Source organism: Providencia rettgeri (assembly GCF_013702265.1).
Classification (GTDB): Bacteria; Pseudomonadota; Gammaproteobacteria; order Enterobacterales; family Enterobacteriaceae; genus Providencia; species Providencia zhijiangensis.
This window is the reverse complement of sequence record NZ_CP059348.1, coordinates 2799062-2824637: the sequence shown is the minus strand read 5'-3', so window position 1 is coordinate 2824637 and position 25576 is coordinate 2799062. Positions and strand designations below refer to the sequence as shown.

General features: G+C 42.9%; 22 protein-coding genes. 10 read left to right on the top strand and 12 right to left on the bottom strand.

Annotation, left to right across the window (positions count from 1 at the left end; all coding sequences use genetic code 11):
- Nucleotides 1–43: 43 nt before the first annotated feature.
- The gene (prpB, locus tag H0913_RS13025; RefSeq protein WP_154602576.1) at nt 44–934 is read right to left on the bottom strand and encodes a methylisocitrate lyase; all 891 of its coding nucleotides are present in this window, start codon (nt 932–934) and stop codon (nt 44–46) included.
- A 291-nt stretch (nt 935–1225) separates the two neighbouring features.
- Between prpB and prpR the strand changes: the two genes are divergently transcribed.
- A complete protein-coding gene (prpR, locus tag H0913_RS13020) occupies nt 1226–2803 on the top strand; it encodes a propionate catabolism operon regulatory protein PrpR (RefSeq protein ID WP_181478787.1) in 1578 nt (525 codons plus the stop codon).
- A 692-nt stretch (nt 2804–3495) separates the two neighbouring features.
- Nucleotides 3496–4638: an MFS transporter gene (locus tag H0913_RS13015; protein WP_181478785.1), complete on the top strand. Its 1143-nt coding sequence runs from the start codon at nt 3496–3498 to the stop codon at nt 4636–4638.
- Nucleotides 4639–4736: 98 nt separating this feature from the next.
- On the opposite strand, the gene H0913_RS13010 is transcribed toward H0913_RS13015, so the two are convergent.
- A complete protein-coding gene (locus H0913_RS13010) occupies nt 4737–5678 on the bottom strand; it encodes an ATP-grasp fold amidoligase family protein (protein WP_154602577.1) in 942 nt (313 codons plus the stop codon).
- Between the two features lie 494 nt (nt 5679–6172).
- On the opposite strand from H0913_RS13010, the gene H0913_RS13005 reads away from it, so the two are divergent.
- A complete protein-coding gene (locus H0913_RS13005; RefSeq protein WP_154602578.1) occupies nt 6173–7090 on the top strand; it encodes a bestrophin family protein in 918 nt (305 codons plus the stop codon).
- Between the two features lie 56 nt (nt 7091–7146).
- On the opposite strand, the gene H0913_RS13000 is transcribed toward H0913_RS13005, so the two are convergent.
- From H0913_RS13000 to H0913_RS12970, 7 genes are all read right to left on the bottom strand, one after another.
- A complete protein-coding gene (locus H0913_RS13000; RefSeq protein ID WP_154602579.1) occupies nt 7147–7926 on the bottom strand; it encodes a heme ABC transporter ATP-binding protein in 780 nt (259 codons plus the stop codon).
- A gap of 3 nt (nt 7927–7929) precedes the next feature.
- Nucleotides 7930–8931: a FecCD family ABC transporter permease gene (locus H0913_RS12995; protein WP_181477395.1), complete on the bottom strand. Its 1002-nt coding sequence runs from the start codon at nt 8929–8931 to the stop codon at nt 7930–7932.
- A complete protein-coding gene (locus tag H0913_RS12990; RefSeq protein ID WP_154602581.1) occupies nt 8928–9749 on the bottom strand; it encodes a heme/hemin ABC transporter substrate-binding protein in 822 nt (273 codons plus the stop codon). Before H0913_RS12990 ends, H0913_RS12995 begins: the two co-directional genes overlap by 4 nt.
- 15 nt (nt 9750–9764) lie before the next feature.
- Entirely contained in the window at nt 9765–10814 is a 1050-nt protein-coding gene (locus tag H0913_RS12985) for a hemin-degrading factor (protein ID WP_181477394.1), read from the bottom strand.
- A gap of 43 nt (nt 10815–10857) precedes the next feature.
- Nucleotides 10858–12879, bottom strand: coding sequence for a TonB-dependent hemoglobin/transferrin/lactoferrin family receptor (locus H0913_RS12980; protein WP_181477393.1), 2022 nt, complete (start codon nt 12877–12879; stop codon nt 10858–10860).
- Between the two features lie 376 nt (nt 12880–13255).
- On the bottom strand, nt 13256–13447 hold the full coding sequence (hemP, locus tag H0913_RS12975; RefSeq protein WP_154602583.1) for a hemin uptake protein HemP: 192 nt from the start codon (nt 13445–13447) through the stop codon (nt 13256–13258).
- Between the two features lie 220 nt (nt 13448–13667).
- Nucleotides 13668–14552, bottom strand: a complete 885-nt coding sequence (locus H0913_RS12970; RefSeq protein ID WP_181477391.1) for a LysR family transcriptional regulator — start codon at nt 14550–14552, stop codon at nt 13668–13670.
- Between the two features lie 97 nt (nt 14553–14649).
- Between H0913_RS12970 and H0913_RS12965 the strand changes: the two genes are divergently transcribed.
- Nucleotides 14650–15090, top strand: a complete 441-nt coding sequence (locus tag H0913_RS12965; protein ID WP_154602585.1) for a PACE efflux transporter — start codon at nt 14650–14652, stop codon at nt 15088–15090.
- Between the two features lie 43 nt (nt 15091–15133).
- Here H0913_RS12965 and H0913_RS12960 read toward each other — a convergent pair whose 3' ends face one another.
- Both H0913_RS12960 and H0913_RS12955 read right to left on the bottom strand, forming a co-directional pair.
- The gene (locus tag H0913_RS12960) at nt 15134–16318 is read right to left on the bottom strand and encodes a cyanate transporter (RefSeq protein ID WP_181477390.1); all 1185 of its coding nucleotides are present in this window, start codon (nt 16316–16318) and stop codon (nt 15134–15136) included.
- Between the two features lie 2 nt (nt 16319–16320).
- Nucleotides 16321–16788, bottom strand: a complete 468-nt coding sequence (locus H0913_RS12955) for a nucleoside deaminase (protein WP_154638145.1) — start codon at nt 16786–16788, stop codon at nt 16321–16323.
- A gap of 157 nt (nt 16789–16945) precedes the next feature.
- On the opposite strand from H0913_RS12955, the gene H0913_RS12950 reads away from it, so the two are divergent.
- Nucleotides 16946–17800: a LysR substrate-binding domain-containing protein gene (locus H0913_RS12950; RefSeq protein ID WP_181477389.1), complete on the top strand. Its 855-nt coding sequence runs from the start codon at nt 16946–16948 to the stop codon at nt 17798–17800.
- Here H0913_RS12950 and H0913_RS12945 read toward each other — a convergent pair.
- Nucleotides 17797–18732, bottom strand: a complete 936-nt coding sequence (locus H0913_RS12945) for a LysR substrate-binding domain-containing protein (RefSeq protein WP_154600026.1) — start codon at nt 18730–18732, stop codon at nt 17797–17799. The two genes, H0913_RS12950 and H0913_RS12945, sit on opposite strands and share 4 nt — an antisense overlap.
- Before the next feature lie 599 nt (nt 18733–19331).
- Here H0913_RS12945 and H0913_RS12940 point away from each other — a divergent pair.
- The 5 genes from H0913_RS12940 (at nt 19332) to H0913_RS12920 (ending at nt 25552) form a co-directional block, all read left to right on the top strand.
- Complete coding sequence (locus tag H0913_RS12940; RefSeq protein WP_154602587.1) at nt 19332–19937, top strand: ankyrin repeat domain-containing protein; 606 nt, start codon at nt 19332–19334, stop codon at nt 19935–19937.
- A gap of 18 nt (nt 19938–19955) precedes the next feature.
- Nucleotides 19956–20879, top strand: a complete 924-nt coding sequence (locus H0913_RS12935) for a DUF2877 domain-containing protein (protein WP_181477388.1) — start codon at nt 19956–19958, stop codon at nt 20877–20879.
- Complete coding sequence (gene fdrA / locus H0913_RS12930; RefSeq protein ID WP_154602588.1) at nt 20869–22419, top strand: acyl-CoA synthetase FdrA; 1551 nt, start codon at nt 20869–20871, stop codon at nt 22417–22419. The genes H0913_RS12935 and fdrA overlap by 11 nt, the downstream gene beginning before the upstream one ends.
- Nucleotides 22419–23834: a DUF1116 domain-containing protein gene (locus H0913_RS12925; protein WP_181477387.1), complete on the top strand. Its 1416-nt coding sequence runs from the start codon at nt 22419–22421 to the stop codon at nt 23832–23834. The genes fdrA and H0913_RS12925 overlap by 1 nt, the downstream gene beginning before the upstream one ends.
- 155 nt (nt 23835–23989) lie before the next feature.
- Nucleotides 23990–25552 (top strand): xanthine permease, encoded by a 1563-nt coding sequence (locus H0913_RS12920; RefSeq protein WP_181477386.1) that lies wholly within the window; start codon nt 23990–23992, stop codon nt 25550–25552.
- Nucleotides 25553–25576: the final 24 nt, after the last annotated feature.

Genomic DNA, 25576 nt, shown 5'->3' with positions numbered 1-25576 from the left:
ACAACTTGCTCTATTCACGGTTTATGGAGTGATTGGAAAGAAATTAGCGTTTTTTATTTTGTGAAAATAACGCATCCAGTTTTTCTTCATATTGATAGTAATTAATGGATTTATAGAGCTCTTCACGAGTCTGCATAAGTGGCACGACATTTTTCTGAGTGCCTTGCTGGCGTAAGGTGGTGTACACCTGTTCAGCGGCTTTGTTCATAGCGCGAAAAGCAGAAAGTGGGTACAGGGCGATGGCGATGCCAACACTTCGTAGCTCATCCAAAGTAAATAGCGGCGTTTGACCAAATTCAGTTAAGTTAGCTAATACAGGCACTTGCGTATGTTGAGTAAATTGCTGATACATGCCTAACTCAGTAATCGCTTCGGGAAACAGCATATCGGCACCCGCCTCGATGTAAGCACTTGCTCGCTCTAAAGCGGCCTCAAGCCCTTCAACGGCTAGCGCATCAGTGCGTGCCATAATGACAAAATTTTCATCTGTTCTGGCATCGACAGCGGCTTTGATTCGGTCAACCATCTCTTGAGTCGACACAATTTCTTTATTAGGACGATGACCACAACGTTTTGCGCCAACTTGATCTTCCAAGTGCAGCCCAGCAGCACCTGCTTTCGCCATCGATTTGACGGTACGGGCTACGTTAAATGCGGAGGGGCCAAAGCCAATATCCGCATCCACCATTAACGGCAAATCACAGACATCAGTAATTCGACGAATATCAATCAACACATCATCCAGCGTAGAAATGCCTAAATCGGGGATCCCTAATGAGCCAGCAGCAACGCCGCCACCAGACAAGTAAATGGCTTTATAGCCAGCTTGTTGAGCTAGAAGTGCATGGTTTGCATTGATAGTGCCGACCAATTGAAGAGGGGATTCACTGTTAACGGCATCTCGAAACTTTTGACCTGCGGAACGGCTAGACATAAACACCTCAGAGTTGGTTAATCAGTTGTAAATGACTTTCACTAACTATGTGACTTTATTAACTATAGTTAGATAGCAATTGACGTGCCAGTACGGAAGGAAAAACAGAAATTATTATTAATCCTTAAATATCAATAGGATAAAAATTTTTATTTTTATGTGACAAGAAAGCCATTTTTTAATCAATGGATTGGTGTGTTTCATTGGGTCGATGTATTGTTTCATGAAACAAAGGTGAAACATCAAAGTGCTAAGCAAACCCAAGCAGAGCAAACTCAGTGGAGAAGAACAATGGAAAAGCCCATTATTTGGACGGTGTCAGTGTCTCGTCTTTACACGTTATTTCGTGATATTAGCCCTGAATTTAGTGCACAAGCAGACATCACTCCACTGAATATCGGTTTTGAGCAAGCCGCAGAAGAAGTTCGTCGCCGTTTAAAAAAAGGACACTGTGACGCGATTATTAGCGCAGGCTCTAATGGGGCTTATTTAAAAAGTCATGTTTCAGTTCCCGTTATTATTGTGAATATTAACGGCTTTGATGTGATGCAGGCCTTGGCGAAGGCTCGGGAAATTAGCCATAAAGTTGGCATTATTAGTTATCAAAAAATTATCCCTGCGTTAGAGCAGTTTCAACATAGTTTTGGATTACAGATTGAACAGCGCAGTTATGTCACTGCCGAAGATGCTCGAGCACAACTAAAAGCACTAAAAGCCATGGGGGTAAACGTTGTTGTGGGGGCGGGATTAATTACGGATCTCGCTGAAGAAATGGGTATGACAGGGATTTTTATCTACTCTACACAGACCATTCGACAAGCCTTTTCTGATGCTATCGAACTCAGCAGAATGTCCCATCGCCATGTAACTGAACAATCACGTTACCCTCAGCAGAATACAGCAAAAGTTAGACACACGATTAATGACCTGATTGGCTTATCGCCTGCAATGGAGCGAATTAGGCAAACCATTATGTTGTATGCCCGTTCAGATGCTACGGTGTTGATACAAGGTGAAAGTGGCACGGGGAAAGAGATGGTGGCACAAGCTATTCATCACGAATACAGTTTGTTTAATCAGCAAAAACGCAGTAAACAGCAAATGCCGTTTGTGGCGGTTAACTGTGGTGCCATTCCTGAAACATTACTGGAAGCTGAACTGTTTGGTTATGAAGAAGGTGCATTTACTGGTTCGCGTCGCGGCGGTCGTGCAGGGCTGTTTGAATTAGCGAATGGCGGAACCCTTTTTCTCGATGAAATCGGTGAGATGCCGATAGCGTTACAAACTCGGTTATTGCGTGTGTTGGAAGAGCGTTCCGTGGTACGAGTTGGGGGGTATCGACCTCTACAGGTTAACGTTCGTGTGATTTGTGCAACCCATTGTGATTTGGATGAATGGGTAGCACAAGGCAGATTCCGTGGCGATCTTTTCTATCGCCTAGGTGTCCTTCGCATGAAAGTTCCCGCATTATCAGAGCGTAACGAGGATATTTTCACGCTGGCAGAGCGATTATTGAAACTCGCTTTTGCTGGATTACAGCTTCCGCTTCCAGCCTTTAGAGTTCAGCAACTTCTCAGTTGTCGAGACTTTTTTCTCTCCTATTCATGGCCTGGAAATGTAAGAGAATTGCGTAACTTGATGGAACGTGTTGCGCTCTATTGTAGTGCCTATGCAGATAAAAGCATCAACCCAGACATGCTCAAGATGCTATCACCAGAAAGGCGAACAGAGGTAAATCCGGCAAAGTCTCGGGAAGTAACCGAGACGTTAGAGGAAGTGATGGCAAGGTTTAATGGGGATCGTAAGGCGGTGGCGGAGTATTTTGGTATCAGTCGTACAACTTTATGGCGCCGGTTGTCTTCGTCCTAGTTTTCACTGTGGCTGTGTTGGCTTCACTCGCTAACCCTAGTCACATACTAGTGTATGCTCCTAGGGATTAGCTCATTTGCCGCCTTGCCACAGCAAAAACTAGTTAGAAGACTATTAGAAAGCGATCAAAAGACTGCCAAAAACAATAGAAAGGCAATTAGAAGGTAACTATTAAAGTAAGATAATAATGTATAAAAATGGGTGTTTAGATAATGAATACCACTAATTAAGTATATTGATAAGCTTGAGGCTAATTAATTAGCAAAATTAGTTTTGAATAGATTTCTTTTTAAGAAAAGTGATAAATATATTTTGAAAGAGGGAATAGGAGTAAGGAATTGTGTTTCAAAAAGTAACGATAGGAGTTTTGGTTTTATTGGTTTATCTCATTGATAATAAATGATTTGATTGTTTTTATGGCGATTTTTTAGGGGTTTTTACTGCATAAAAAAACGTGATTTTTCTCACATAAATAAATTTACTAGTCATCATTAGTTTTTCTCATTGTCATTCCCGTCTTGAAAGATCTATATTGCGCTCAAATTAGCCTCATCTATTTAATTTCATCACTGCACTAGTCGCTAAAATATATTCATTTTCATGAATAATTTTGCCGTGATTATCGACGTCTGCAGCGCACAATATTTACCTTATTTTTTGGAGAGTAGGACGTGAAAATGTCCACCATGTTAATGCGTAAAGGCGACAATACCTTTGTACCTGTTGCAGGCTTAACGTTATTTGCTATTGCTTCAGGTTACCTGATGAGCTTGATCCCGCTATCAATGGGTAGCTTTGGCATTGATACGCAATATGCAGGCTGGTTAGCGAGTGCCTACTATATTGGTTTATTAATTGGCTCAATGATGATTGAGCCCGTGATCGCAAAAATTGGTCACCGTCTCTCCTTTATTAGTTTCCTATTAATGTTGGCAGCAACGGTTGTTTTACTGCCATGGACACCGACGATTGAAGCTTGGCTACCAAACCGTTTAATTGCGGGTATTGCGGTAGCAGGGATTTTCGTGGTGGTGGAATCTTGGTTATTGATTGGCGATAACCCAAAAGAGCGCGCAAAACGACTGAGTTTCTATATGACCTCATTATATGGGGGAACGACACTCGGGCAGCTCGCTATTGGTATGATTGGTACTCAGGGAGTCGTTCCCTTTATTGTGGTACTCGGTTTACTGCTTGTGGCAGTTTTACCGCCTTTATTGGTACGCCAAGGGCAACCGGCAAGTGGTTTGCATCAAAAATTATCATTTAAGCAGATCACTCGTTTAAGTAAGCCCGCCATTATAGGCTGTATGGTATCCGGTATTGTGATGGGAACCATTTATGGGTTAATGCCACTGTCTTTGAAGAAAGATAATTTTACAACGGATCAAGTTGGCGTTCTGATGGCATCCATTATTTTGGGTGGCATGTTAATTCAGCCAGTGATCAGTAAACTGTCGGTAATGATGAGCAAAACCTTATTATTGGCCATGGTGTCATTGTTAGGTGTTTTTGCGATGGGCATGATTTACATCTCATCAGACTATGTGGTGATGATTGTGGCACTAGCTTTACTAGGAATGTCATCATTTGCCTTGTATCCGATTGCGATCACTTTAGCGTGCGATAACTTGGATTCGTCATTTATTGTGGCAGCGACCCAAGTGATGTTATTTAGTTATAGCGTGGGCTCTGCGATGGGGCCTATCGCGGCGGGTACTTTGTTAGAACAACATAGCGGGTTAACTAACTTCTTCTTTATTGTGCTATTAGTGACGGCAATTTATATGCTGATTGCAAGTTTACGTCGTAAGGCCAGTGTGTTGGTAAATTGATCGGATTGGCAAATTGACCGAGTTGGGTAAATCGCTCGCTACTAGCAATGAAAACAAAAAAACGCGCTATCTTGAATGAGTAGCGCGTTTTTTTATGGCTATTTTTTCTTATTAAGATTGGCGAGAGCAAGCTCAGGTTGGTGTGAATGAAGCATGTTTGGCGTTGTGATTTTCTGCTCCCACAGCTCCCCAAGTTTAAAGTCCCAAGAGAGTGGGCTGATCACGGTACGTCCCGCATTGGGTGCAAAGGTGAGTTCACTAAAATAGAGTTTGTTTTCTGCCATTAAAAAGTCAGCTCGGCAGTAATCAAATGGCGTCACTAAAATTTCGGCCAGTCTCAGCATTTCTCTAAATTGGGTTGGCTCACTGACTGGTTCTAGCATTTGAGGATAACCAAAACTCACCGGCTGCAATTGCCATTCCGTGTCATAAAGGTTGATAAACTCGGTGCCATCTTCGTCGGTATAATCGATTTCTGCGTAAGCGGGCTTACCAGAGAAGCAGTGAATACGACAGGTTTCGGGTACCAGCTTTCTTTTTTTCTGCTCAAACAAATCGATATATTCCTCGCAAATAATCTGCGCAGGAATATTTTTATAGTGGCGCTCGCGAGTAATGTAATAGAGATTTTTGAGTAAATGGAATGACAATTTGTCTTTGGCTTTTTGCAAATCAAAGCGGGATTTATCGGTACAAATAATACTGCTGCCGCTGTCGTGGGTGCATTTCAATACAAAGCGTTGGGGCAACTTTGTGATATCGATTTCATCCACATGTTGATAAGTCGCGAGAATAGGGACGATATGTTCCTGTCCGATAGTCTGTGTAACATAGTCGCGCACCGCGAGTTTATCGGCGAATTGACTATGCAGTGGATTTCGGTCATGGATCATACGGAAATTCACTTTTTCATTAAAGCTTTTCGGTGCATTAAAGTTAGGGTAATACCCTAGTTTTTTAATAAATTTATTCGTGAGATAACTTTTGTCACTCATGATTAGCGCACGGAATTTTTTTAGAAAATATTCTGTTTTTTTCATAAACAAGCAACCATTCTTAATAAATTAAGATTTTATTAATTTTTTTATAATTGGAATTATATTAATCATTTTTTAAATGATGATTAAATGATAACGGTAATATTATCGCCAATATTAAGAGTTCCTTAAGAATTTGATTTAATGTAATGCTAGTTAACTGATATTTAATCAAAATATAGCCAAAAATTAATCAATTGATTATATTTGCATGCTGTATATCAATTGTTTAGTTTACTGATTAATTAATTTTAAATTAAATAAGTATTTCAAATTCAAGTATTGGCTAGGTAAAGTTAATTATAAATAAATTTGAGTCAATACCTGAAATCTTAAAAAAACGAAAAATAATAAATAGATGATAGAATAGATAAAATAGTTTATCACTAAACTATTTAGCTTAAGATGAGTAAATCGATGAGCTCATCATATGGATTGCCGAAATAATTTATGTGATAATCATCACACATAACTATCCTTTCAATTATTATTAATTTATGGTCATTCGCCCGCATCAACACTGGTTCTTTAGGTTGTTCGACTGGCACGGTTCCGTGTTGTCTAAAATCACCTTTAGATTATCGCTTAATATTATGATGTCCATTGTCGCTATTTTAATCTATCAATGGTACGAGCAATTAGGAATACATCTGACAATAGCCCCATTTAGCTTATTAGGAATAGCGATAGCTATCTTTTTGGGGTTCCGTAATAACGCCTGCTACAGCCGTTTAGTTGAAGCCAGAACGCTTTGGGGCGCAATATTAACCAATCAACGTAATATTTTAAGAAACATAAAAGGATTATTACCGAATGATCCTGAAGCGCATCGCACATTTGCTAATTTGTTGATTGCGTTTAGTTGGAGCTTAAATCACGAACTTAGACGCACTAACCCAAATATCGATTTGTATCGTTTATTGCCACGGGATGTTTTTTTAGATGTCATTAAAAGCCCTTTTCCGACCAGCCGAATTCTTATGCATATTGGTTTGAGTGTGGGGGCATTACGAGATAACAATCTGATCAGTGATGTTCTGTTTCAGTCCATCAATAAAGATGTGAACGGGTTATCTGAAGTTTTAGGCGGCTGTGAACGTATTTCGAATACGCCGATCCCTTTCGCTTATACACTGATCCTGCAACGTACGGTCTATTTATTTTGTACATTATTACCGTTTGCACTGGTGGGGGATTTACATTATATGACGCCTTTGGTTTCCGTGTTTGTTTCCTATACGTTTTTAGCGTGGGATGCATTAGCGGAACAATTGGAAGACCCATTCGATGTATTAGATAACAGCTTGCCACTGAATGCGTTATGTACGGGGCTTGAACGCAATGCTCTTGATATGATTGATGCTAAGCAGTTACCACTACCACCTAAGCCTAATAAATACTTTAATTTATTATGATGTTAATTCGCGGCCTTCATTATGAAATATAGCATGATGAAAGCCGCGGCTATTTATTAATGGCGTAAATACACATGGGGGGTTGCCGTTTCAGGATGCGGCTGAACCCCTAAATCAGCTTGATACCATCGAGTCAAATTCTCGGTAGTTAACACTTCTTGTGGCGTTCCAGCCACCACTAATTTCCCTTGATGAATAAGATACACTTTATCGGCATAGAGCGCGGTGAGGTTCAAATCATGCAGTACACAACAAACTCCTAGCGGCCTTTCACGGGTAAGCTGATGCAAAAGTCGTAAACTGTGTTGCTGGTGATATAAATCAAGGGCTGAAGTGGGCTCATCAAGAAATAAACAGGCTGGCGTTGGCTCTGGTTGCCATAACTGAGCTAACACTCGAGCAAGTTGAACACGCTGCTGTTCACCACCGGATAATTGGCGATAATCGTGATGGCGTAGTGGGGTGCAATGGGTTTGTTCCATAGCAATATCAATGGCGTGCTGCTTATGTTCAGAACCGTAAGGTGTTCTTCCCATTGCCACAACATCCTCAACACTGAACGCAAACTGTAAATGACTATGTTGTTTCATTACAGCGCGTTTTTTAGCCAGGTTTTGAGGCTCCCATTCCGGTAGTGGGCGACCTTCTAGCTGGCATTCACCTTGAGAGGGAGAAGTGTAGCCTGTGAGCAATTTCAATAAACTGGATTTGCCGGCACCATTAGGGCCAATGATCACCACCATTTGATTTTGTTGTATAGATAAACTGATATCGTCGATTAATGTTCGGTTATTAATACGATAACTGAGGTTTCTAGCGTCGAGTAAATTGGGCATCCGTTAGATCCTTCCTGCAGGTTGGCGCAGTATGAGCCATAAAAAGTAAGGTCCGCCAATCAAACCCGTTAATAAGCCCACGGGGATTTCTGCGGGAACGGCTAAAGTGCGAGCAAGGGTATCAGCTGCTAAGAGTAAGCAAGCACCCACTATGGCAGAACCAGGAATAAGCCAACGATGATCTGGCCCTAATGTCATACGGATTAAGTGAGGGACAACGAGCCCGATAAAGCCAATCACACCACTCATGGCAACGGCGCAGCCAATTAATAAAGCGCTTAGGAATAATAAAATAAACTTACTACGCTCAACATTTATCCCTAAATAGTGTGCGTCTTCATCCCCTAATTGTAGAATATTTAGCGTATTGCCCTGCCATAAGCAGAGTAAGCACGTAGGGATAATCACGCTGGCGGCAATTGCTAACGATATCCAATTCACATTGCCTAATGACCCCATCATCCACAAACTAAATGTGCGTAATTGTTGGTCATTACTCATATAACTTAGTACCCCAATTAGCGACATACACAGGGCATTAATGGCAATTCCTGCTAATAGCAGCCGTGCCAAATTACCATTAGACATACGATTGAGACTAAAAATGATCAGCGAAACCGCTAAACTGCCAACGAATGCTGCACCAAGATGACCGTAATTGAGCATTAATGTGGGTAAGGATAACGGTAAAATGATGAATGCGGCCACACACAATGCAGCTCCGCTACTGATCCCTAATAAGCTAGGGTCGGCGAGAGGATTGCGAAATAGCCCTTGCATCATCGCACCGGAAACCGCTAAAGCCAGCCCCACTAAAATGGCGAGTAACACTCTTGGTAGACGAATAGTGAGCCAAATTTGCCAGTCAGGATCGGTTGATGGTGCAAACCAAAGCGCTTTTAAAGGTAAGTTAATTGCGCCAGCGGTGGAGGCAGCCAGCGTGACTGTCCCCAGTAGCACCAATAACATTAGAATTTTAAATAAAGGGTGCTTAAAACGACTCATTCGCTTTTTTCTAACGCCTCTCTTAACTGCTGCATGACCTTGGGCGTACTTAAGCTGAAGCTCAGCATACCAGTATCATCCACGACTAAAATCGCGCGATTTTTTCCTGCCGGAGTGAGTGCTAACCCCGGTAATTCCCAAACCTTATCAATACCACCGAGTGATTTCACACCTTGTTCAGACACGACAACGAGGTCGGGTTGGCTGTAAATCAAACCTTCTTGGGAAAGCGGTCGGTAACTGGTGAAATTATGCATGGCATTTTGTGCGCCCACTGCGGTGATCATGCTATCTGCTGCAGTTTGTTGCCCTGCAGCCATCGGCTGTACGCCGCCATGACTCATCAAGAAAACCACTTTTTTATTCAAAGGGCTGGTTGGAACGGCAAGTAGCTCGGTATTAAATTGTTCGACTAACTTTTTTCCGTTCTCGGGTAACCCCACCGCATTAGCGATGGTGGTGATTTTTTCAGGAATGGCTTCTAATTTCGGTTTTCCGGTCACTTTAATCACTTTAACGCCGCTTTTTTCAATTTGGGTTAATGCGATTGAAGGTTGGGAAAGCTCACTGGCGAGCACCAACGTTGGACGCAAAGAGAGTACGCCTTCTGGATTCAGTGTTCGCATATAGCCGACATCGGGCAATTTAGTTGCTTGCTCTGGATGTAAACTGCTACTGTCGCGCCCAACCAGACTGCCTTGTGCGCCAAGCGCATAGACTATTTCAGTTACATCACCGCCGAGTGTCACTAAGCGGTCAGCGCCATGGGCAACCAACGAGGTTGCCAGTGTGATTACCATTAGAAGCCATTGTTTCATCGTCAAATACCTGTGTTAGATTCTTGGCAGGGACATGACTTGCTGGCGCCAGTGTTCTTGCTCTGGCGTCCCTTCAGTGCGCTGTCCGTACATTTGTGCGATTTGGTTGCCTTGGTCATCAAACACTTCAAGGCTGGTAACGAATCCATCTTCCGTTGGTTTACGAGTGACCCAACATTCTGCAACGCCATTTTCAATCATATGCAGGGTGAAATCAGGGTTGAAAATGTTCAGCCATTTGATGTCAGAACCTTCAGTTTGATGTGGCATCAAACGTTTGATTTTGCCTGTGAAAATCTGCACACACCCACGGTTACCTACGAAAATCATAATTTCGTTTTGATCAGCGAAAGCAGTATTAACCAGCTGATTGAATGAATCATTTGGCACCTGCCAAGCTAAATCATCACTGACCGCGCGGAACACTTGTTGACGGCTTAAGTTATTCTTCTTCAATAAAATGAAAAATTGATGAACATCCGTCATATTGCGCCACTCTTGGTCAAGCTGTTGTTTTAGCTCATCGCTGATTGGTTGTGCGTGATGTGGCTGCACTTTTTCAACCGCTAACAGTGGGTTTTCGGTAGTGGTGTATTTTTCGATAAGCGCATTCCATGCATCCATATCGGTTTCATCAGTGGTATACACTTTGTGCAGTGCATCGCCATGTTTATCAAAGAATTGGATACTATGGCGTTCACCGTGTTTTGCCTCTTCAGTGAGCACAAAAATACTGTCCCAATGAGAGAAAAACATACGCAAATCCAGTGCGCGTGGGTTGAGAATTAAACCACCATGAGGGCTAAATTTGGCATTTTCATAGCGACCGACTTGCTCATGAACCACATACTCATTACGAGTAATAGCCTTGACTGAACCGACAGCTTCCAAAGCAGTTAATAACGTTGGCGCATCAATGCTCAGGCGTTTAGCTTTATCACGCCCAACACGGCTATGTAATAATTCCCCTTCAGAAACATTCAGATAAGCGGCGAGATCTCTCGCATACTTAGCTTTATTATCTGCTTTGGCTTGTTGATAACGTTCGAAAAGTGCTGAATTCACAGGTTTCTCCTTTATGTAGTGTGAATTACCAATATAGTGTGAATTACCATTGGAAGCTGACGAGCAGCTTAGCATTACGACCATCTTGGGGAATCCCCTGAGAGGAGTAATACTCTTTGTCAAAAGCATTTCTTAAAACAACACTGGTACCTAACCCTTTAAGACTTCCATCGCCTTGATAATTTAGATAGAAATCATGAACGGCATAGCCCGGTTGTTGTTTCAATTTGGATGTTTTATCGAAATCGGTATGGGTAGTGAACTCACCTAACCAACCTACAGAGAAACCGCTGTCCGCAATAGGAACGGAGAGGTTGCTGGTAAGCGAGTCTGGTTTAATGGATTCAATGGCTTTGCCAGTATATTCATTGACGCCGACAGTGTGGTTATAAGCGAGCCCCCACGCAAAGTAGTCGGTGGTGTAATCCAATGACACATCCGTTCCCCAAATTTTGGCACGCTTGGTATTGATGGATGTGGTGTAGTTATTATTCCAGTTAACACGGTCTGTATTGACGTAGGTGTTAATGTAATCTTTGGCTTTCGTATCGAAATAGCTGGCTTTGAAGCGCAGGTTATCGCGAGCCATGAGTAGGTCATCAAAACGTAAGCCAAAACCATATTCTGCAGTACGTGTGGATTCAGGTTTTAAGTCTGGGTTAGGGCGCCAATAGTTGGAAATAGGGCCGCCTTTGAAGTGAAGAGAATCGTTGTACATCTCCATCATCGTTGGTGCACGGAAAGCTTCAGAGTATGATGCAAACAGCATTGACCAGTCGGTTGGAGTGATGCTCACCGCCGCTTTTGATGACCATTGATCTTCTTTGACATCTTTATTGCCCTTGGCGGTGGACTTGTAGTTGTCATAGCGGGTACCCAAAATGAAGGAAACAGGTAAATCTTTTAGCGTGATTTCATCCTGAATAAAGCCAGCGGCAAAGGTGATCTCTGCATCAGGGAACTGAGTGGTTCCAGCGTAAGGAGTCTGTTTTTGACGATATGCTTCAGTACCGTAGGTGAAGTTATGTGCAGCGAGTGGTAACTCATAGATATCAGAGCGGTTATCCAACTTGATACCATACGTTTTTTGGCTGCGACCTTCGTAGTTAGACTCTTTCCCTTTGGATGTGATATTCACATCAGAGTAATACGGAGTCGCTTTTAAATTGAGCCATGAATTATCGTCTGGATTTAACTGATAGGTGGCTTGCAAGTCACGCTGACGCGTCGTACGGTTAACCTGTTTATTATCTTTGCTGGTGGCGAGTTGTTGCGGGTCTTTTGGCTCATAGGCATCATTATTGTAATAACGAATCTGCCCAGACAGGGTTTGCGCATCATCCAGTTTCCATGTGCCTTTACCGAGCATATTGGCAATGGTTTCTTTGTTATCCATTTTTTCGCCGCCGCCAAGACGAACATCACCGCTTTCTTTCGTCACAAAGCTGAATAGGCCGTCAAAGTCATCGGTTTTACCAAAAGCGGAGCCGCCAAAGCCAAAGCTGTGATCCCCTGTTGCGCCTTGAGTAAAGACACGGAAACCTTGGTTTTGACCTTCACGCAGTAAATCTTTCGCATTCACGGTTTCCCAAGCAATCACGCCACCCATAGCGCCGCTGCCGTATAAAAGCGCGGACGGACCACGAATAATTTCTACTTGTTTGATAAGCGCAGGGTCAAGGAATGTGCCGTTAATGTGCCCAGTATCTGTACCTTGGCGAACGCCATCGACGAGCGTCAAAATTCCACGACGGTCAAAACCGCGCATGCTGATATCTTGGCCGTTAGTACGGCTAGTTCCTGTCAGTGCAATACCCGGCACTTTGCGCAAAATATCGTTAGCATTGTTGGCTGTTTTGGTTTCTGGTGAATCATTTTTAATGACGGTAACCATCATCGGCGTATTAAAGCTATCTCGCTCATTACCCGTGGCATAAACCGTCATCACATCGTGGTGACTGTTAGTTAAATGATTATTGTTAGTTGGAGATTTTTCAGTCTGTGCGGTTGCCATTAGAGGCAGCAAGGCACTCGCCAGCACAGATAAGCGTAATACTTGAGACATACAGGTGATACTCCCTAAAAATTGTTAACTCTTTGATGAGTGCGATGCACCGTTAAAAACAGATTTATCATCAGAGCGTTATGGCGTGTTTATAGGGTGTTGAGACAAAGACGCTTTCAACGGAATAGGGGAAAAGGGGTATTTGAACCCAACAAGCGATGATAGGGTTCGAAAGTTCGCCTTGAGGTTATCCAGATTTACAGCAGCAAAGCCCGTAATAAACACCATAAGAAACTGTGTCCTGATGTATAGAGTTAAGCTGGCTGCCTAGTATGACGACTTAGGTGGCTTGCGAGATAGATTGTGTTTTTAAAGCTAATTGTATTTTTGAAACAAACCGTCTTTTTAATGCAGACTACGTTGTGAAAACTAAAAACTATTTGGTCAGAATTAATTTACCTGTGCGAGTTTGGCGCAATTGATAAATTTCACCTCGGTGCTCAATGGAAATTTTGCCTGATGCACCTAATAATTTTTGGCTTTCAATAAGCCCATTTTTAGCAGCAAAATCAGTCAATGAGGTTGATTTTGTGGTTTCTTCAATAATGTCAGAAAGTGGCTTGGTCATGTTGTTCACCACAGAAATTTTGTTGTCAATAAGAATGATATTGATAATTATTATCTTTAAAAGCATTGGCAATATCAAGTGATTTTCACAATTGATCAACAAACATTGCTAACCAACAAAAGCGCCGTATCACAAATGAGGAGCTACATTTATGATGTAATAGAGATTTACCTGACTTTTTGATGGCGAATTGAACCGATTCTGAAATGACTCAAAACTGTTAGTACATATTTGTTTTTAAAAGCTCTATACACTCTTGGGCGCCGCGTTTGAGTACTTGGCCTTTTAAACAAACGACATGGACAGGAAGCACTAAGCCATTCGGGGTGTTTTTAAATTCTAAACGCTTGAGTAAACCTGCCTCTAAGTCAGTTTTGATTAATGAAGCGGGTAAGTTTCCCCAACCCATCCCTTTTTTAACCAATTCTAACGCCATCGTAAAACTATCTGTGCGCCAATAATGGCTAGAAACGATAGAGCGAAAATCACTGATAGGATGGTGAGGGCTCGCGACAATAATTTGGCGTGTTTGAACGAGATCTTCGATATACAGCGCATTACTCGGTTTATTAGAGGGGTAATCGGCGCTGATGGTCGCTGTTAATGATTCATAACCAATACATTCGAATTGTTCCTGAGCATTGACATATAACCCACCGAAGGCAATAGCTAGCTGAAGACGTTCGCTGTGCAGTAACGGCAAAATATCGTCTTGAGGCGCAGTGATCAGCTCCACATGCATCAAGGGGTAACGTTGGCTCAATGTATGCAAGGCATCAACTAACACATTGGGATTAACCCCTTCAGCCACACCGATCGTGAGCGTGCTTTCCACGCCTTGGGTAAGTTCCCGTGAGAAAACATTCAACTGACGCAAGTTATCCACAATATTTCGGGCATAAGGGGCGAGGGAAAGCGCTTGTTCTGTCGGTTTGGGTTCTCGCGTATGGCGCTCAAACAGCGAAAAACCAAGTTCAGCTTCAAGGTTGGCAATCGCCATGCTAACCGCGGAAGGGACTTTATGCAGCGATCTAGCCGCTGCGGAAAAAGAGCCTTTATCGAGCACGGTGAGAAAAATCATCAGGTTTTCGCTATTAAATGGCATCTTAGACCTTTCAGTTTTGTTGATAGTAGCTGACTTTTATTATCATTAATGTTGATTTAATTTACCAGTCTTCGGCAAACAGAATATGAGATAAAAAATGCAAGGTATTAAACGTAAAGTGGTTTTTATTACGAGCTACGAAGTCATTGGCTGGATGATTTCATCGTTGGCACTGGCTTTTCTTTCGGGGAATTCCGCGGGAACCACGGGGCCTTTAGCGCTGGTGATCACCACGATAGCGGTGACATGGAATTTTATTTTCAATGTGGCATTTGAATATTGGGAATCAAAGCAGAAATCAAGAATTAGAACGTTTAGACGTCGTTTCGCCCATGCGGTGTTATTCCAGCTAACGCTGGTGGTATTTTTGATCCCACTGATTGCATGGTGGCTATCAATATCGCTCTGGCAGGCGCTTATTTTAGATTTTGCCCTGATTATCTTTATCCCGATTTATACCTTTTTCTTTAACTGGGCATTTGACAAAATTTTTGGGTTACCAAAATCCGCATTGGCGCAAGAAGAAACCACTGCATAAAGTGAAGGAGATGGCAATGATGCCATCTCCTTGGTTATTAAGCTTATTTCACGCTAAAAATCTGGTGATATCCTTTAGGATTTAAACGCAAAAATAGCAGTAAAGTCATCATAACCAGGACACAGTGCAGCAACCAAACAGGGGTAAAACTGTGGCTAAATTGCTGTAATGCTGCCGCAACTAAAGGTCCAAAAGCGGCGATGATAAAGCCGCCTGCTTGCATTAAGGCCGTCAGGATCCCCGCGCTAGCAGGGTGGGGGATATGATCTAAAGAGGTAATAATGGTTAAGGCGAAGCAGCCACCCAAACCACAGCCCAATAGACCCACCCACAGCAACGGTAGCGTGTTAGGAAACAGGATTAACCCGGCAAATCCCAAGGCTTGGCTTACCAGCGTCACAGTGAGCCAAAAACGGCGGTCAATATTATGGGACGCTAATATCGGGATCATCAGTGCCGCAGCCGCTTGGAAAATGGTTAAAACCGCTACCAGAGAACCGCTTTCTGTAGCACTGAAACCTTGTTGTTGAAAGAAAGGCGCCAGCCATGTCACGGCAGTTGCGTAACCCGCATTCACTAAACCAAATCCCGCCATTAATAGCCACGCTCTGGGCTGCTTAAGATAGGTTAATACACTCAACTGAGCTGGTATATTTTTCGTGTCTGAAGAACGAATATTTATGATGACGGCAATCAGAGCGATCAGTGCTGGCAATGCAAGCCATGCAAGCCCACTTTGCCAATTCCCAGAAAGGTGGGTAATTAGCGGTGTTAATTGCGCTCCCAGCGCGCCACCGACCATAAGCGTGGCTGAATATAACCCCGTCATGGCGGCCATTTTTTGCGGAAACGAAAACTTTATCAAGCCGGGAAAAACCGCTTGAATATAAGCTGCTCCCATTCCACACAAAAATGCGGTCATTAACAGTGCGTTCGCATCAGAAACAAATAATCGGCAGAAAGAGCCTATCAGCAGCAGTAACATCGCGAGGCTAATCCCCAATTTATCGCCCAATTTTTGATTTAACGCGGGGACGAGCAAAGCCCCAAAACCCATGAGTAACATGGGGATCAGCGTTAACAGCGAAACGCTCTGGTAGCTCATTCCGGTGGTTTGAATGATATTATCGATGACTGGCCCAGGCCCTGTCATAAAAGGGCGTAAATTGATACCGACAAGGGCAATCGTCAGAATCAAGCCAAAAGAGGCAGAAAGTGGTTTTTTCATGTTTACGCGTGATGCCGTTGCCACCAAGTTTGATACAGCATGGATTGCGTCTCATCCTTTGGTTTTAATTGGATAAATTGCAAACCACTTTGTTGGTCAGGAGAAACTCTTAATGCTTCAGCTATCGCCTCTGTCGACAATCCAAAAGGTTCAGCATCTTGGTTCGAATAGGCATAAACGACACGTTTAATGCCAGACATCCGGATCGCAGCAAGGCACATCGGGCAAGGCTGACCGCTAGCATAGACGGTGCAATCATCGAGTCTGATGCTATTTAGCGCCTCTCCCGCTTGGCGTAATGCGAGTAATTCAGCGTGTGCAGTCGGGTCGTGTCGTTCCAACATTTGGTTCACGCCAGTGGCAATAATTTGCCCATTTTTGACGACCACTGCACCAAATGGGCGTCCACCTGCGGCGACATTGTCAGAGGCGAGGGTGATTGCATGTTGTAAAAATTGTTTATCGAGCATGACTTGTGCTCCTGATTTATCGAGTATTCTAATAAGATTACTGATGAGTTGACATGGTGTCATTTCAGTAATGTCCATCAAATGCGTTGTTCCCTTCAATCTAATCAAAAATTGTGATATTTAAAAATTAAATAATTAAATCTCAGGTATTAAAAAAATGAATTCGTTGCTTAACTTTGTGCTATTGAAAACATTCGTTACCGTTGCAGAAACGGGAAATTTTACGGTGGCTTCACAGCAATTAAATTCAACGCAATCGACGTTGAGCCAGCAAGTTCAGCGATTGGAAAGTCTTGTTGGGCAACCGTTGTTTGTCAGGGGGCACCGGGTGTTAACCCTGACAGAAACAGGGGAAGTGTTGCTGGGATATGCGAAAAATATTCTGGCACTTAATGATACGTTTTTTATGAAAATAACAGGAAATGCGATTATTCAAACTCTGCGATTAGGGTTTCCTGAAGATTTGGCATCAGGCTTAGTGACACCAACGTTGGCGGCCTTTATGCAAGCGCATCCGAATGTCCGATTAGAGGTGACTAGCGGATTGAGTCGCCAACTACAGCAACGCTATCAGCACGGTGAGTTGGATTTGATCATTGTGAAACAACGAAAAGGGGAGTTTCATAGTGAGTATCATTGGTCAGAGCCTCTGTGCTGGCTAGCGAGTCGCCAGCAATATGTTCTTCCCACGGATTCTGTTCCTCTGATTGTTTTTCCAGAAAATGGGCTGTACCGGAATGATATGTTTAGGTTGTTAGATAATGAGCAACGCCCTTGGCACATTACATACACCTGTACCAGTCTGGCGGGAATCCAAAGTGCGATTACCGACGGATTAGGTGTTAGCCTGTTACCCGTACGCGCTAAATTACCTCAGCATCGAATCTTGACAGCAGAAGAGGGGTTTCCTCCTGCCCAAGAGATGGAACTGGCGATGCATTTCCACAAAGAATCATCGGAGATGGTTTCAGTATTGGCGGCGCAGTTAGCTCATCAATTAGAACCGCGTTAATTGGCGATGGGCTTGAGCAAATCACTGTAAAGTTCCGTTAAGACTCCATTTGCCATAAATTCTTTCCTGATCCATTGGGTGACTAGCCCTGTCGCAGAGTGTTGAGTGGCTAATAGCATGTGAGAATCCTGCCTTGGGTTTTGTATTTGCTTAGTGACTAAGACACCGGTTTTCACATGTTCTTTGACCATATAGTCGGGTAAGAATCCGATCCCTTCACCTAAGATTTGGCACTGGCATTTGGTATTGAAATCGGGCACTTGAATCGCCTCTTGCCCGTGTAGTAACCATCCAACGCGTTTATTGATGGTATGCGCGGTATCTTCCACCATAATATTTGGGTAGAGGCGCAGTTGGCTTTCGGCAATGGGCTCAGGCATTAAGGCTAAAGGGTGGCTAGACGCTATGGCAAATTGCCAGTGTATGGCACCAATTTCGGTGTAATCAATCCCGCCGCCATCCATGAGTGTACCTGGCGCCCCAATCGCAATATCCGCATGGTTATTGATAATGGCATCCCAAACACCGTTATACACTTCCGTGGTCACAGTTATCTGGCAGGTACCAAATTGCTTTTTCAAGATTTGCAGCAATTTTGCCGTATGGTAAGGGGTGTAGATCAACTGATTGATACAGATGCGAACACGGGCTTCAATCCCTTGTTCAATGGAATCGATACTTTTTTTGATGAGATGAAAATTATTCAAAAGGTCGGTGGCTTTGCGATAAAAATAGTATCCCGCTTCGGTCAATTCAATATTACGGGTATCGCGGATAAACAGTGCGACATCTAAATAGGTTTCGATACGTTTTATAGTGTAGCTCACCGCGGAAGTGGTAATTCCAAGTTCTTCGGCCGCTTTACTGAAACTGGCAAATTTAGCCGCGGTGGTGTAGGTCAATAAATTTTCTTCGGTAAAAATAGAGTTCATGTATTGTGTCCCAAAGTGCGTGAAAATTAGCCTAAATAACGTTTTCTGTGAATACAATTCAATAGCTTAAAAAACAGGCTTTTTATTGATTGTTTTTGATAGCCCTCTGCGGGGATATTTATCTATTCTGTACAATAAATAGTATTTAATTTATGTCACCACAAAAAGCAACTAATGAAATGCATGTTCACATTCAAACTAATTAATATTATTGAATTAAATGAAAAAACAGCCATTGGAGGATATCGGGTTTGTAAACAAAAAATCACAATGTTAACAATTTAAAAACCTTTGATTTGATGGCTGTCACAAAATTGAAGAAAGAATAAATTGGCAAACAGATTAACAAAATAATTTGGTCAAATTGCATAGAAAATAGACAAAAAAACATCAATAAAGGTCAGTGAAGGATGCTTTCACGCACAAAAATGCTTGATTGTTGAATTTAAATCAATAATAAGGTGGCAGATTGATGAATTAAATTTAAATGGATTCTATTTATTAATAGCAATTGATATGCTCTAACCATGCTAAATAATCTTTAATTCATGTTTAATTTGGCTATCAGAAAATTTAAATAGCTAAATGTGGAGAGCATTATGACAGAAAACACACTCGTTCAAGATTTTCTTAAAGCCGCAGAACAAGGCCAATTAGCTATTTTAAAAAGTTGCCTTGAAAAAGGTGTTGATATTAATAGCACCAATCGCCAAGGTCGCACTGCTATTGTAAATGCGAGTTTAAATCAGCACTATGAGTGTGTTGATTTTCTTATTCATGCGGGTGCTGATATTAATAAACAAGACCAAACTTGTTTTAATCCATTTTTATTAAGCTGCCTAAATAATGATTTAACATTATTACGTTTAGTATTACCGGCTAATCCTAATTTAGATTTGTTAACCCGTTTTGGTGGTGTTGGGATCACGCCAGCGAGTGAAAAAGGGCATGTGGAAATTGTGCGTGAATTACTGGAAAACACGGACATTAATGTTAATCACACCAACTTTGTCGGCTGGACTCCATTGCTAGAAGCGATTGTGCTGAATGATGGTGGTGTAAAACAGCAGCAAATCGTAAAAATGCTGTTAGAGCACGGTGCTAATCCACATATGACGGACAAATATGGCAAAAAACCGTTAGAGCTGGCCCAGGAAAAAGGCTATCACGAAATCGCTGAATTACTGATTGCAGCGGGTGCGTAACCACCCATAAGGGGGATTGTGGACAGACACCAATCTCAGCGGCAAAGCATTTATGGGTTAACGGCTGATGCGCATTTCTTGGATCTTTTGCATCAGCCATTATTAACAGGGAATGTAGAGCAAGTTTTTAATAAAGCCATTAATTTTTCTATTGATAACCAGCTTTATACTTTGCTTGGCTCGCAAGCGGATAATGCACCTAATAGCTGCCGAATAATTAATAAGGATTTTTTACCGTTAAATATAATGGCGGGGGATTCTGTTTGTAATTTAAATAATGAAATTCATATTGGTGAGAAATATGCTATTTCATTTTTATTATGTAAGAAATGGAACCCACCAACGGTTTATTTTATTAATGAAAAATTAGCCGAAGAGAAATACCGTTATTTTCTTCAGTCTAAAATTAACGAAATTGATTCTATTTTAAATGATAAAACACACTCTCTGTTTAACTACCAAGGGGACAATGGTTTTTATCTTGAATCATCAAAAAAATTAAATGAATTACGCTCCAGATTAATTAATTTATTAATCAATAAACGGCACCAAGCATTAACTAATATTGTGAGCCAGTTTGTTGGGTTAGGAATTGGGTTAACACCTTCGGGAGATGATTATTTAGTGGGACTGATGGCTTTTTTGTTGTTGAAACATCACCCTGCAAATTCCTTCTATCAGAGTTTTTATCAAGGAATTTATCAAAGCAAGGCGAATACAACACCCATCAGCGCCATCACGTTAGAAAAAGCATTAAACCAAGAGTATCGCGAAAATATGTATCAACTAATTCAATGTTTAGTTGATGGGCGAGAAACAAATATTTATCCACAAATTTTAGAGATTTTAAATATCGGGTCTAGTTCAGGTTGCGACATGCTATTTGGCATTCGCGATGCGCTGTTTCTGACTCATTATTTCGGAGAAACACATGTCGACTAAAGTGGTCATAAAAAAGAATACCTATTTTGATTCCGTGTCATTGATGTCTATTTCCACCAAAGCCAACCAACTTGAAAATGTTGAGCAAGCCTTTGTGGCAATGGCAACAGAAATGAATAAAGGTGTATTAAGAAACTTAGGTTTATTAACACCGGAATTAGAAGAAGCCAAAAACGGCGATTTAATGATAGTGATTAAAGGGCCTAGCGATGAAGCCAATGATGCGACATTGATTGCTATCGAAGAGCTGTTTAACAAGAAAAACCAAGGTGGCGGGCAGCATGAAGCCAAATACGCCACAATCAATTCTGCAAAAACACACATTCCTGATGCCAACTTAGCGGTTATTTCGGTTAATGGGCAATTTGCGGCTCGTGAAGCGCGTATTGCACTGGAAAATGATCTCAACGTGATGCTGTTCTCCGATAACGTCTCGATTGACGAGGAGCTGGCGCTGAAACAGTTAGCGAGCCAAAAAGGGCTGTTGATGATGGGACCAGACTGTGGGACAGCGATCATCAATGGGACAGCCCTGTGTTTTGGTAACAATGTTCGTCGCGGTAGCATCGGAATTATTGGGGCATCCGGTACGGGGAGCCAAGAACTGAGTGTGCGCATCCATGAATTTGGCGCCGGAGTTTCTCAGCTAATCGGTACGGGGGGTCGTGACCTAAGTGAAAAAATTGGCGGCATCATGATGATTGATGCACTCAAAATGCTGGATGCGGATGATGAAACCCAAGTCATTGCACTCATTTCTAAGCCACCAGCACCTATGGTTGCCAAAAAAGTGTTAGAACAAGCTGAAAAATGCCATAAGCCAGTGGTGGTTTGTTTCTTAGGTAGTCAACCGTTGCCGGATGATAAACCAGGCTTAACTTTTGCCCAAGGTACCAAAGAAGCTGCTTTGAAAGCGGTTTTACTGACTGGCATTCGTAAAGAAGATTTAGACCTTCACCCTCTCAACTTACCTTTAATTGATGAAGTTAGAGCGTTACTCAAACCGGAACAAAAATACATTCGTGGTCTTTTCTGTGGCGGTACATTGTGTGATGAAGCCATGTTTGCAGCGCTGGAAAAATACGATGACGTCTACAGCAATATTCAACCTAATCCTGACTACCGTCTGAAAGATATCAATAAAAGTGTCGCCCATACCTTCCTCGACTTTGGCGATGATGATTTTACCAACGGTAAGCCACACCCAATGATCGATCCAACAAACCGCATCGAGCGTTTACTGCAAGAAGCTCGTGATCCAGAAGTTGGCGTGATCATGATGGATTTCGTGCTTGGCTTTGGCTCTCATGAAGATCCGGTCGGTGTGATGATTGACGCTATCAAAACAGCAAAAGAGATAGCGAAACAAGAAGGACGTGAACTGGTGATCCTCGGCTATGTGCTGGGTACTGACCAAGATACGCCATCGATGGATGCACAGGTCAAGATGCTCACTGACGCAGGTGTGATTTGGGCGAGTAGCAGTACCAATACAGGTTTATTAGGACGTGAATTTGTCTGGAAAGGGGAGAAAGCGTAATGACTTCATTATTTAAACAACCATTGAATGTTATCAATATCGGCATTGAGATGTTCAGTGATGATCTGAAAAAACAGCACGTTCCGGTGACTCAACTGAATTGGACGCCGCCGGGTCAAGGTAACGTTGCTGTGATCCGCGCGCTTGACCAAATTGAAGGCAACGCAGCGTTACAAGAAAAAATCGCAGAAGCGAACGCACAAGCGCTTGAGCGCATTATTCAGTCCCAGCCAGTACTCGTGGGTTATGACCAAGCCATTAATGTGGTACCGGGCATGACGAAAAACACCATTCTACATGCTGGCCCGCCAGTGGCATGGAAAGATATGTGTGGTGCGATGAAAGGCGCGGTGACAGGAGCATTAGTTTTTGAAGGACTAGCTAAAGATTTAGCGGATGCGGAACGTGTTGCAGCATCTGGGGAGATTATCTTTTCTCCATGCCATGAACATGATTGCGTAGGTTCAATGGCGGGTGTGACATCGGCATCGATGTTTATGCATATTGTCGAAAACAAAACTTACGGTAACCGCGCATTCACTAACTTGAGTGAGCAGATGGCAAAAATCTTGCGTATGGGCGCCAATGACCAGAGCGTTATTGACCGCTTGAATTGGATGCGTGATGTGCTGGGTCCAATGCTGCGTGACGCCATGAAAATCGTGGGTGAAATCGACCTGCGTTTAATGTTGGCGCAAGCGTTACATATGGGTGATGAATGCCATAACCGTAACAATGCGGGAACAACATTGCTGATCCAAGCATTAACAACAGGAATTATTCAAACCAATTTTACGGTTGCACAGCAAAAAGAAGTGTTTGATTTCGTGGCAAGTAGCGACTATTTCTCGGGCCCTACATGGATGGCAATGTGTAAAGCGTCAATGGATGCAGCACACGGTATTGAATACAGTACTGTTGTGACCACCATGGCGCGTAATGGTTATGAGTTTGGTTTACGCATTAGCGGCTTGCCGGGGCAGTGGTTTACAGGCCCTTCTCAGCAAGTGATTGGTCCAATGTTCGCAGGTTATAAACCGGAAGACTCAGGTTTAGATATTGGTGACTCGGCTATCACAGAAACTTACGGGATTGGTGGATTTGCGATGGCAACAGCACCGGCTATCGTGGCGCTCGTAGGGGGAACCGTTGAGGAAGCGGTGGATTTCTCTCGCCAAATGCGAGAGATCACCCTTGGAGAGAACCCGAACGTCACCATTCCATTATTAGGTTTTATGGGAATTCCGACAGCGATTGATATCACGAAAGTCGCAGCTAGTGGCATTCTTCCGGTGATTAACACGGCGATTGCGCATAAAGATGCAGGTATTGGAATGATTGGGGCAGGGATTGTACACCCTCCGTTTGATTGCTTCGAAAAAGCGATGCTGTCTTACGCGAAACACTATGCATAGTGGTATTGAGCCCAAAACTCACTAAGCAAAAAATAATGCCCGGCTTCGGTCGGGCGATAAAAATAAAGCAACGCATTCCCTGAATTGTTCAGTGGCATAAGAGATAGACCGTCAACAACGTGCTGCTAAGGTGTGAGGGGAATGGGAGTAAGAATATGAGTCTATTAAATATTAAATGGAAACGTGGTGATTTGGCGGCCTATTTTGGTTTGATGACCAATAACCTCACGAACCTACTCACCATGATGGGCTTACTGATTTTTGTTGTCGGCATCCCAGCGGAAATTGTTTATGGTCGTATCGCGCCAGCGTTTGGTTTTGCTGTATTGCTTGCCAGTGTAAGTTACGCTTATTTTGGTCAGCAGATGATCAAACAAACGGGACGAAATGACGTTACGGCACTGCCATCAGGGCCAAGCGCACCTTCTATCTTCACCGTGACCTTCTTAGTGATCATGCCGGTTTACCAAACCACCAAAGATCCTGAATTTGCTCTGCAAATTGCGTTGGTTTGGTGTTTTGTTGAATCGATGATTTTAGTGGGTGGATCTTTCCTAGGTGAAACCATCCGTAAGATGATCCCACGTACCGTATTATTATCGTGCTTATCGGGTCTCGGATTATTATTACTGGCAATGAACCCGATGCTGCAAGCATTTGAAGCCCCAACGGTTTCGTTTATTGTCCTGCTGTTAATTTTCATCAACTGGTTTGGTAAAAAGCCTATCTTTGCACGTATTCCTACAGGGTTGCTGCTGCTTATTGCGGGTTCTGCCTTAGCATGGATTTCGGGTTTACAAAGCCCAGAAGCGATTACAGCGTCAATGGCATCATTTGGTTTTAACCCGCCAAGTATCCATGTGGATAGCTTCTTCCAAGGTTTACCTCACGCACTGCCGTACTTAGCCTCAGCGGTACCTTTAGGTTTAGCGAACTACATCTTTGACCTTGAAAATATTGAAAGTGCTCACGCTGCGGGTGATGAATACAACACACGTAAAGTGATGCTAGCAAACGGTTTATCTTCAACCGTGGGTGTCGTGCTAGGCAACCCATTCCCTGTGACTGTGTATGTGGGGCATGCGGGTTGGAAAGCGATGGGCGCGAGTGTTGGTTATACCTTAGCATCTGGTATCACTATGTTTATTGTACCGTTATTTGGTATTGGCGCATTTATGCTCGCGGTGATCCCAATGACGGCCATTGTTCCTATCTTAGTGTTTATTGGTGTGGTGACCGCCAACCAAGTGGTGCGAGAAACACCGAAAGTCGAAGTGCCTGTGATTTTCATCTGTCTATTCCCATGGATTGCGAACTGGGCATTGACGATGGTTAACAGTGTGATGGGAGCGGCAGGTACGTCTGCAAGCGCGATTGGTACGGAAGTTCTGTTACACAAAGGTGTTTACTATCAAGGTCTGGTTCACTTAGGTAACGGCGCACCATTGGCAAGTATGTTATGGGGCTGTATTGCTATCTTCGCTATCTTAAACAAGCCGTTACGTGGTGCGATTGCGGCGGCAGTGGGGGCGGTATTGGTCTTCTTTGGCATCATCCATTCCCCAGCTGTAGGTATTGCAACAGGTTCGGCATTGATGTTTGTCTACGCATACCTCATGATGGCGGCTTTGTTTGTTATCAAACACTTTTTAGATGGTCGCCAATCAGTGGAGCAGCAACAAGCTGAAAAAACTGAAAAGCTGAGTAAATCAGTGTAATACGCCAATCTTTATAGTGGGTGT

Excerpts from the sequence above, each read along its gene's own strand:
- prpR (WP_181478787.1), top strand. The coding sequence starts at position 1,226 with ATGGAAAAGCCCATTATTTGGACGGTGTCAGTGTCTCGTCTTTACACG.
- H0913_RS12980 (WP_181477393.1), bottom strand. The coding sequence starts at position 12,879 with ATGTCTCAAGTATTACGCTTATCTGTGCTGGCGAGTGCCTTGCTGCCT.
- H0913_RS12970 (WP_181477391.1), bottom strand. The coding sequence starts at position 14,552 with ATGCCATTTAATAGCGAAAACCTGATGATTTTTCTCACCGTGCTCGAT.
- H0913_RS12990 (WP_154602581.1), bottom strand. The coding sequence starts at position 9,749 with ATGAAACAATGGCTTCTAATGGTAATCACACTGGCAACCTCGTTGGTT.
- H0913_RS13000 (WP_154602579.1), bottom strand. The coding sequence starts at position 7,926 with ATGCCCAATTTACTCGACGCTAGAAACCTCAGTTATCGTATTAATAAC.
- H0913_RS12995 (WP_181477395.1), bottom strand. The coding sequence starts at position 8,931 with ATGAGTCGTTTTAAGCACCCTTTATTTAAAATTCTAATGTTATTGGTG.
- H0913_RS12945 (WP_154600026.1), bottom strand. The coding sequence starts at position 18,732 with ATGAACTCTATTTTTACCGAAGAAAATTTATTGACCTACACCACCGCG.
- H0913_RS13010 (WP_154602577.1), bottom strand. The coding sequence starts at position 5,678 with ATGAAAAAAACAGAATATTTTCTAAAAAAATTCCGTGCGCTAATCATG.
- H0913_RS12960 (WP_181477390.1), bottom strand. The coding sequence starts at position 16,318 with ATGAAAAAACCACTTTCTGCCTCTTTTGGCTTGATTCTGACGATTGCC.
- H0913_RS12920 (WP_181477386.1), top strand. The coding sequence starts at position 23,990 with ATGAGTCTATTAAATATTAAATGGAAACGTGGTGATTTGGCGGCCTAT.
- H0913_RS13005 (WP_154602578.1), top strand. The coding sequence starts at position 6,173 with ATGGTCATTCGCCCGCATCAACACTGGTTCTTTAGGTTGTTCGACTGG.
- H0913_RS12925 (WP_181477387.1), top strand. The coding sequence starts at position 22,419 with ATGACTTCATTATTTAAACAACCATTGAATGTTATCAATATCGGCATT.
- fdrA (WP_154602588.1), top strand. The coding sequence starts at position 20,869 with ATGTCGACTAAAGTGGTCATAAAAAAGAATACCTATTTTGATTCCGTG.
- H0913_RS12965 (WP_154602585.1), top strand. The coding sequence starts at position 14,650 with ATGCAAGGTATTAAACGTAAAGTGGTTTTTATTACGAGCTACGAAGTC.
- hemP (WP_154602583.1), bottom strand. The coding sequence starts at position 13,447 with ATGACCAAGCCACTTTCTGACATTATTGAAGAAACCACAAAATCAACC.
- H0913_RS12955 (WP_154638145.1), bottom strand. The coding sequence starts at position 16,788 with ATGCTCGATAAACAATTTTTACAACATGCAATCACCCTCGCCTCTGAC.
- H0913_RS13015 (WP_181478785.1), top strand. The coding sequence starts at position 3,496 with ATGCGTAAAGGCGACAATACCTTTGTACCTGTTGCAGGCTTAACGTTA.
- H0913_RS12940 (WP_154602587.1), top strand. The coding sequence starts at position 19,332 with ATGACAGAAAACACACTCGTTCAAGATTTTCTTAAAGCCGCAGAACAA.
- prpB (WP_154602576.1), bottom strand. The coding sequence starts at position 934 with ATGTCTAGCCGTTCCGCAGGTCAAAAGTTTCGAGATGCCGTTAACAGT.
- H0913_RS12950 (WP_181477389.1), top strand. The coding sequence starts at position 16,946 with ATGAATTCGTTGCTTAACTTTGTGCTATTGAAAACATTCGTTACCGTT.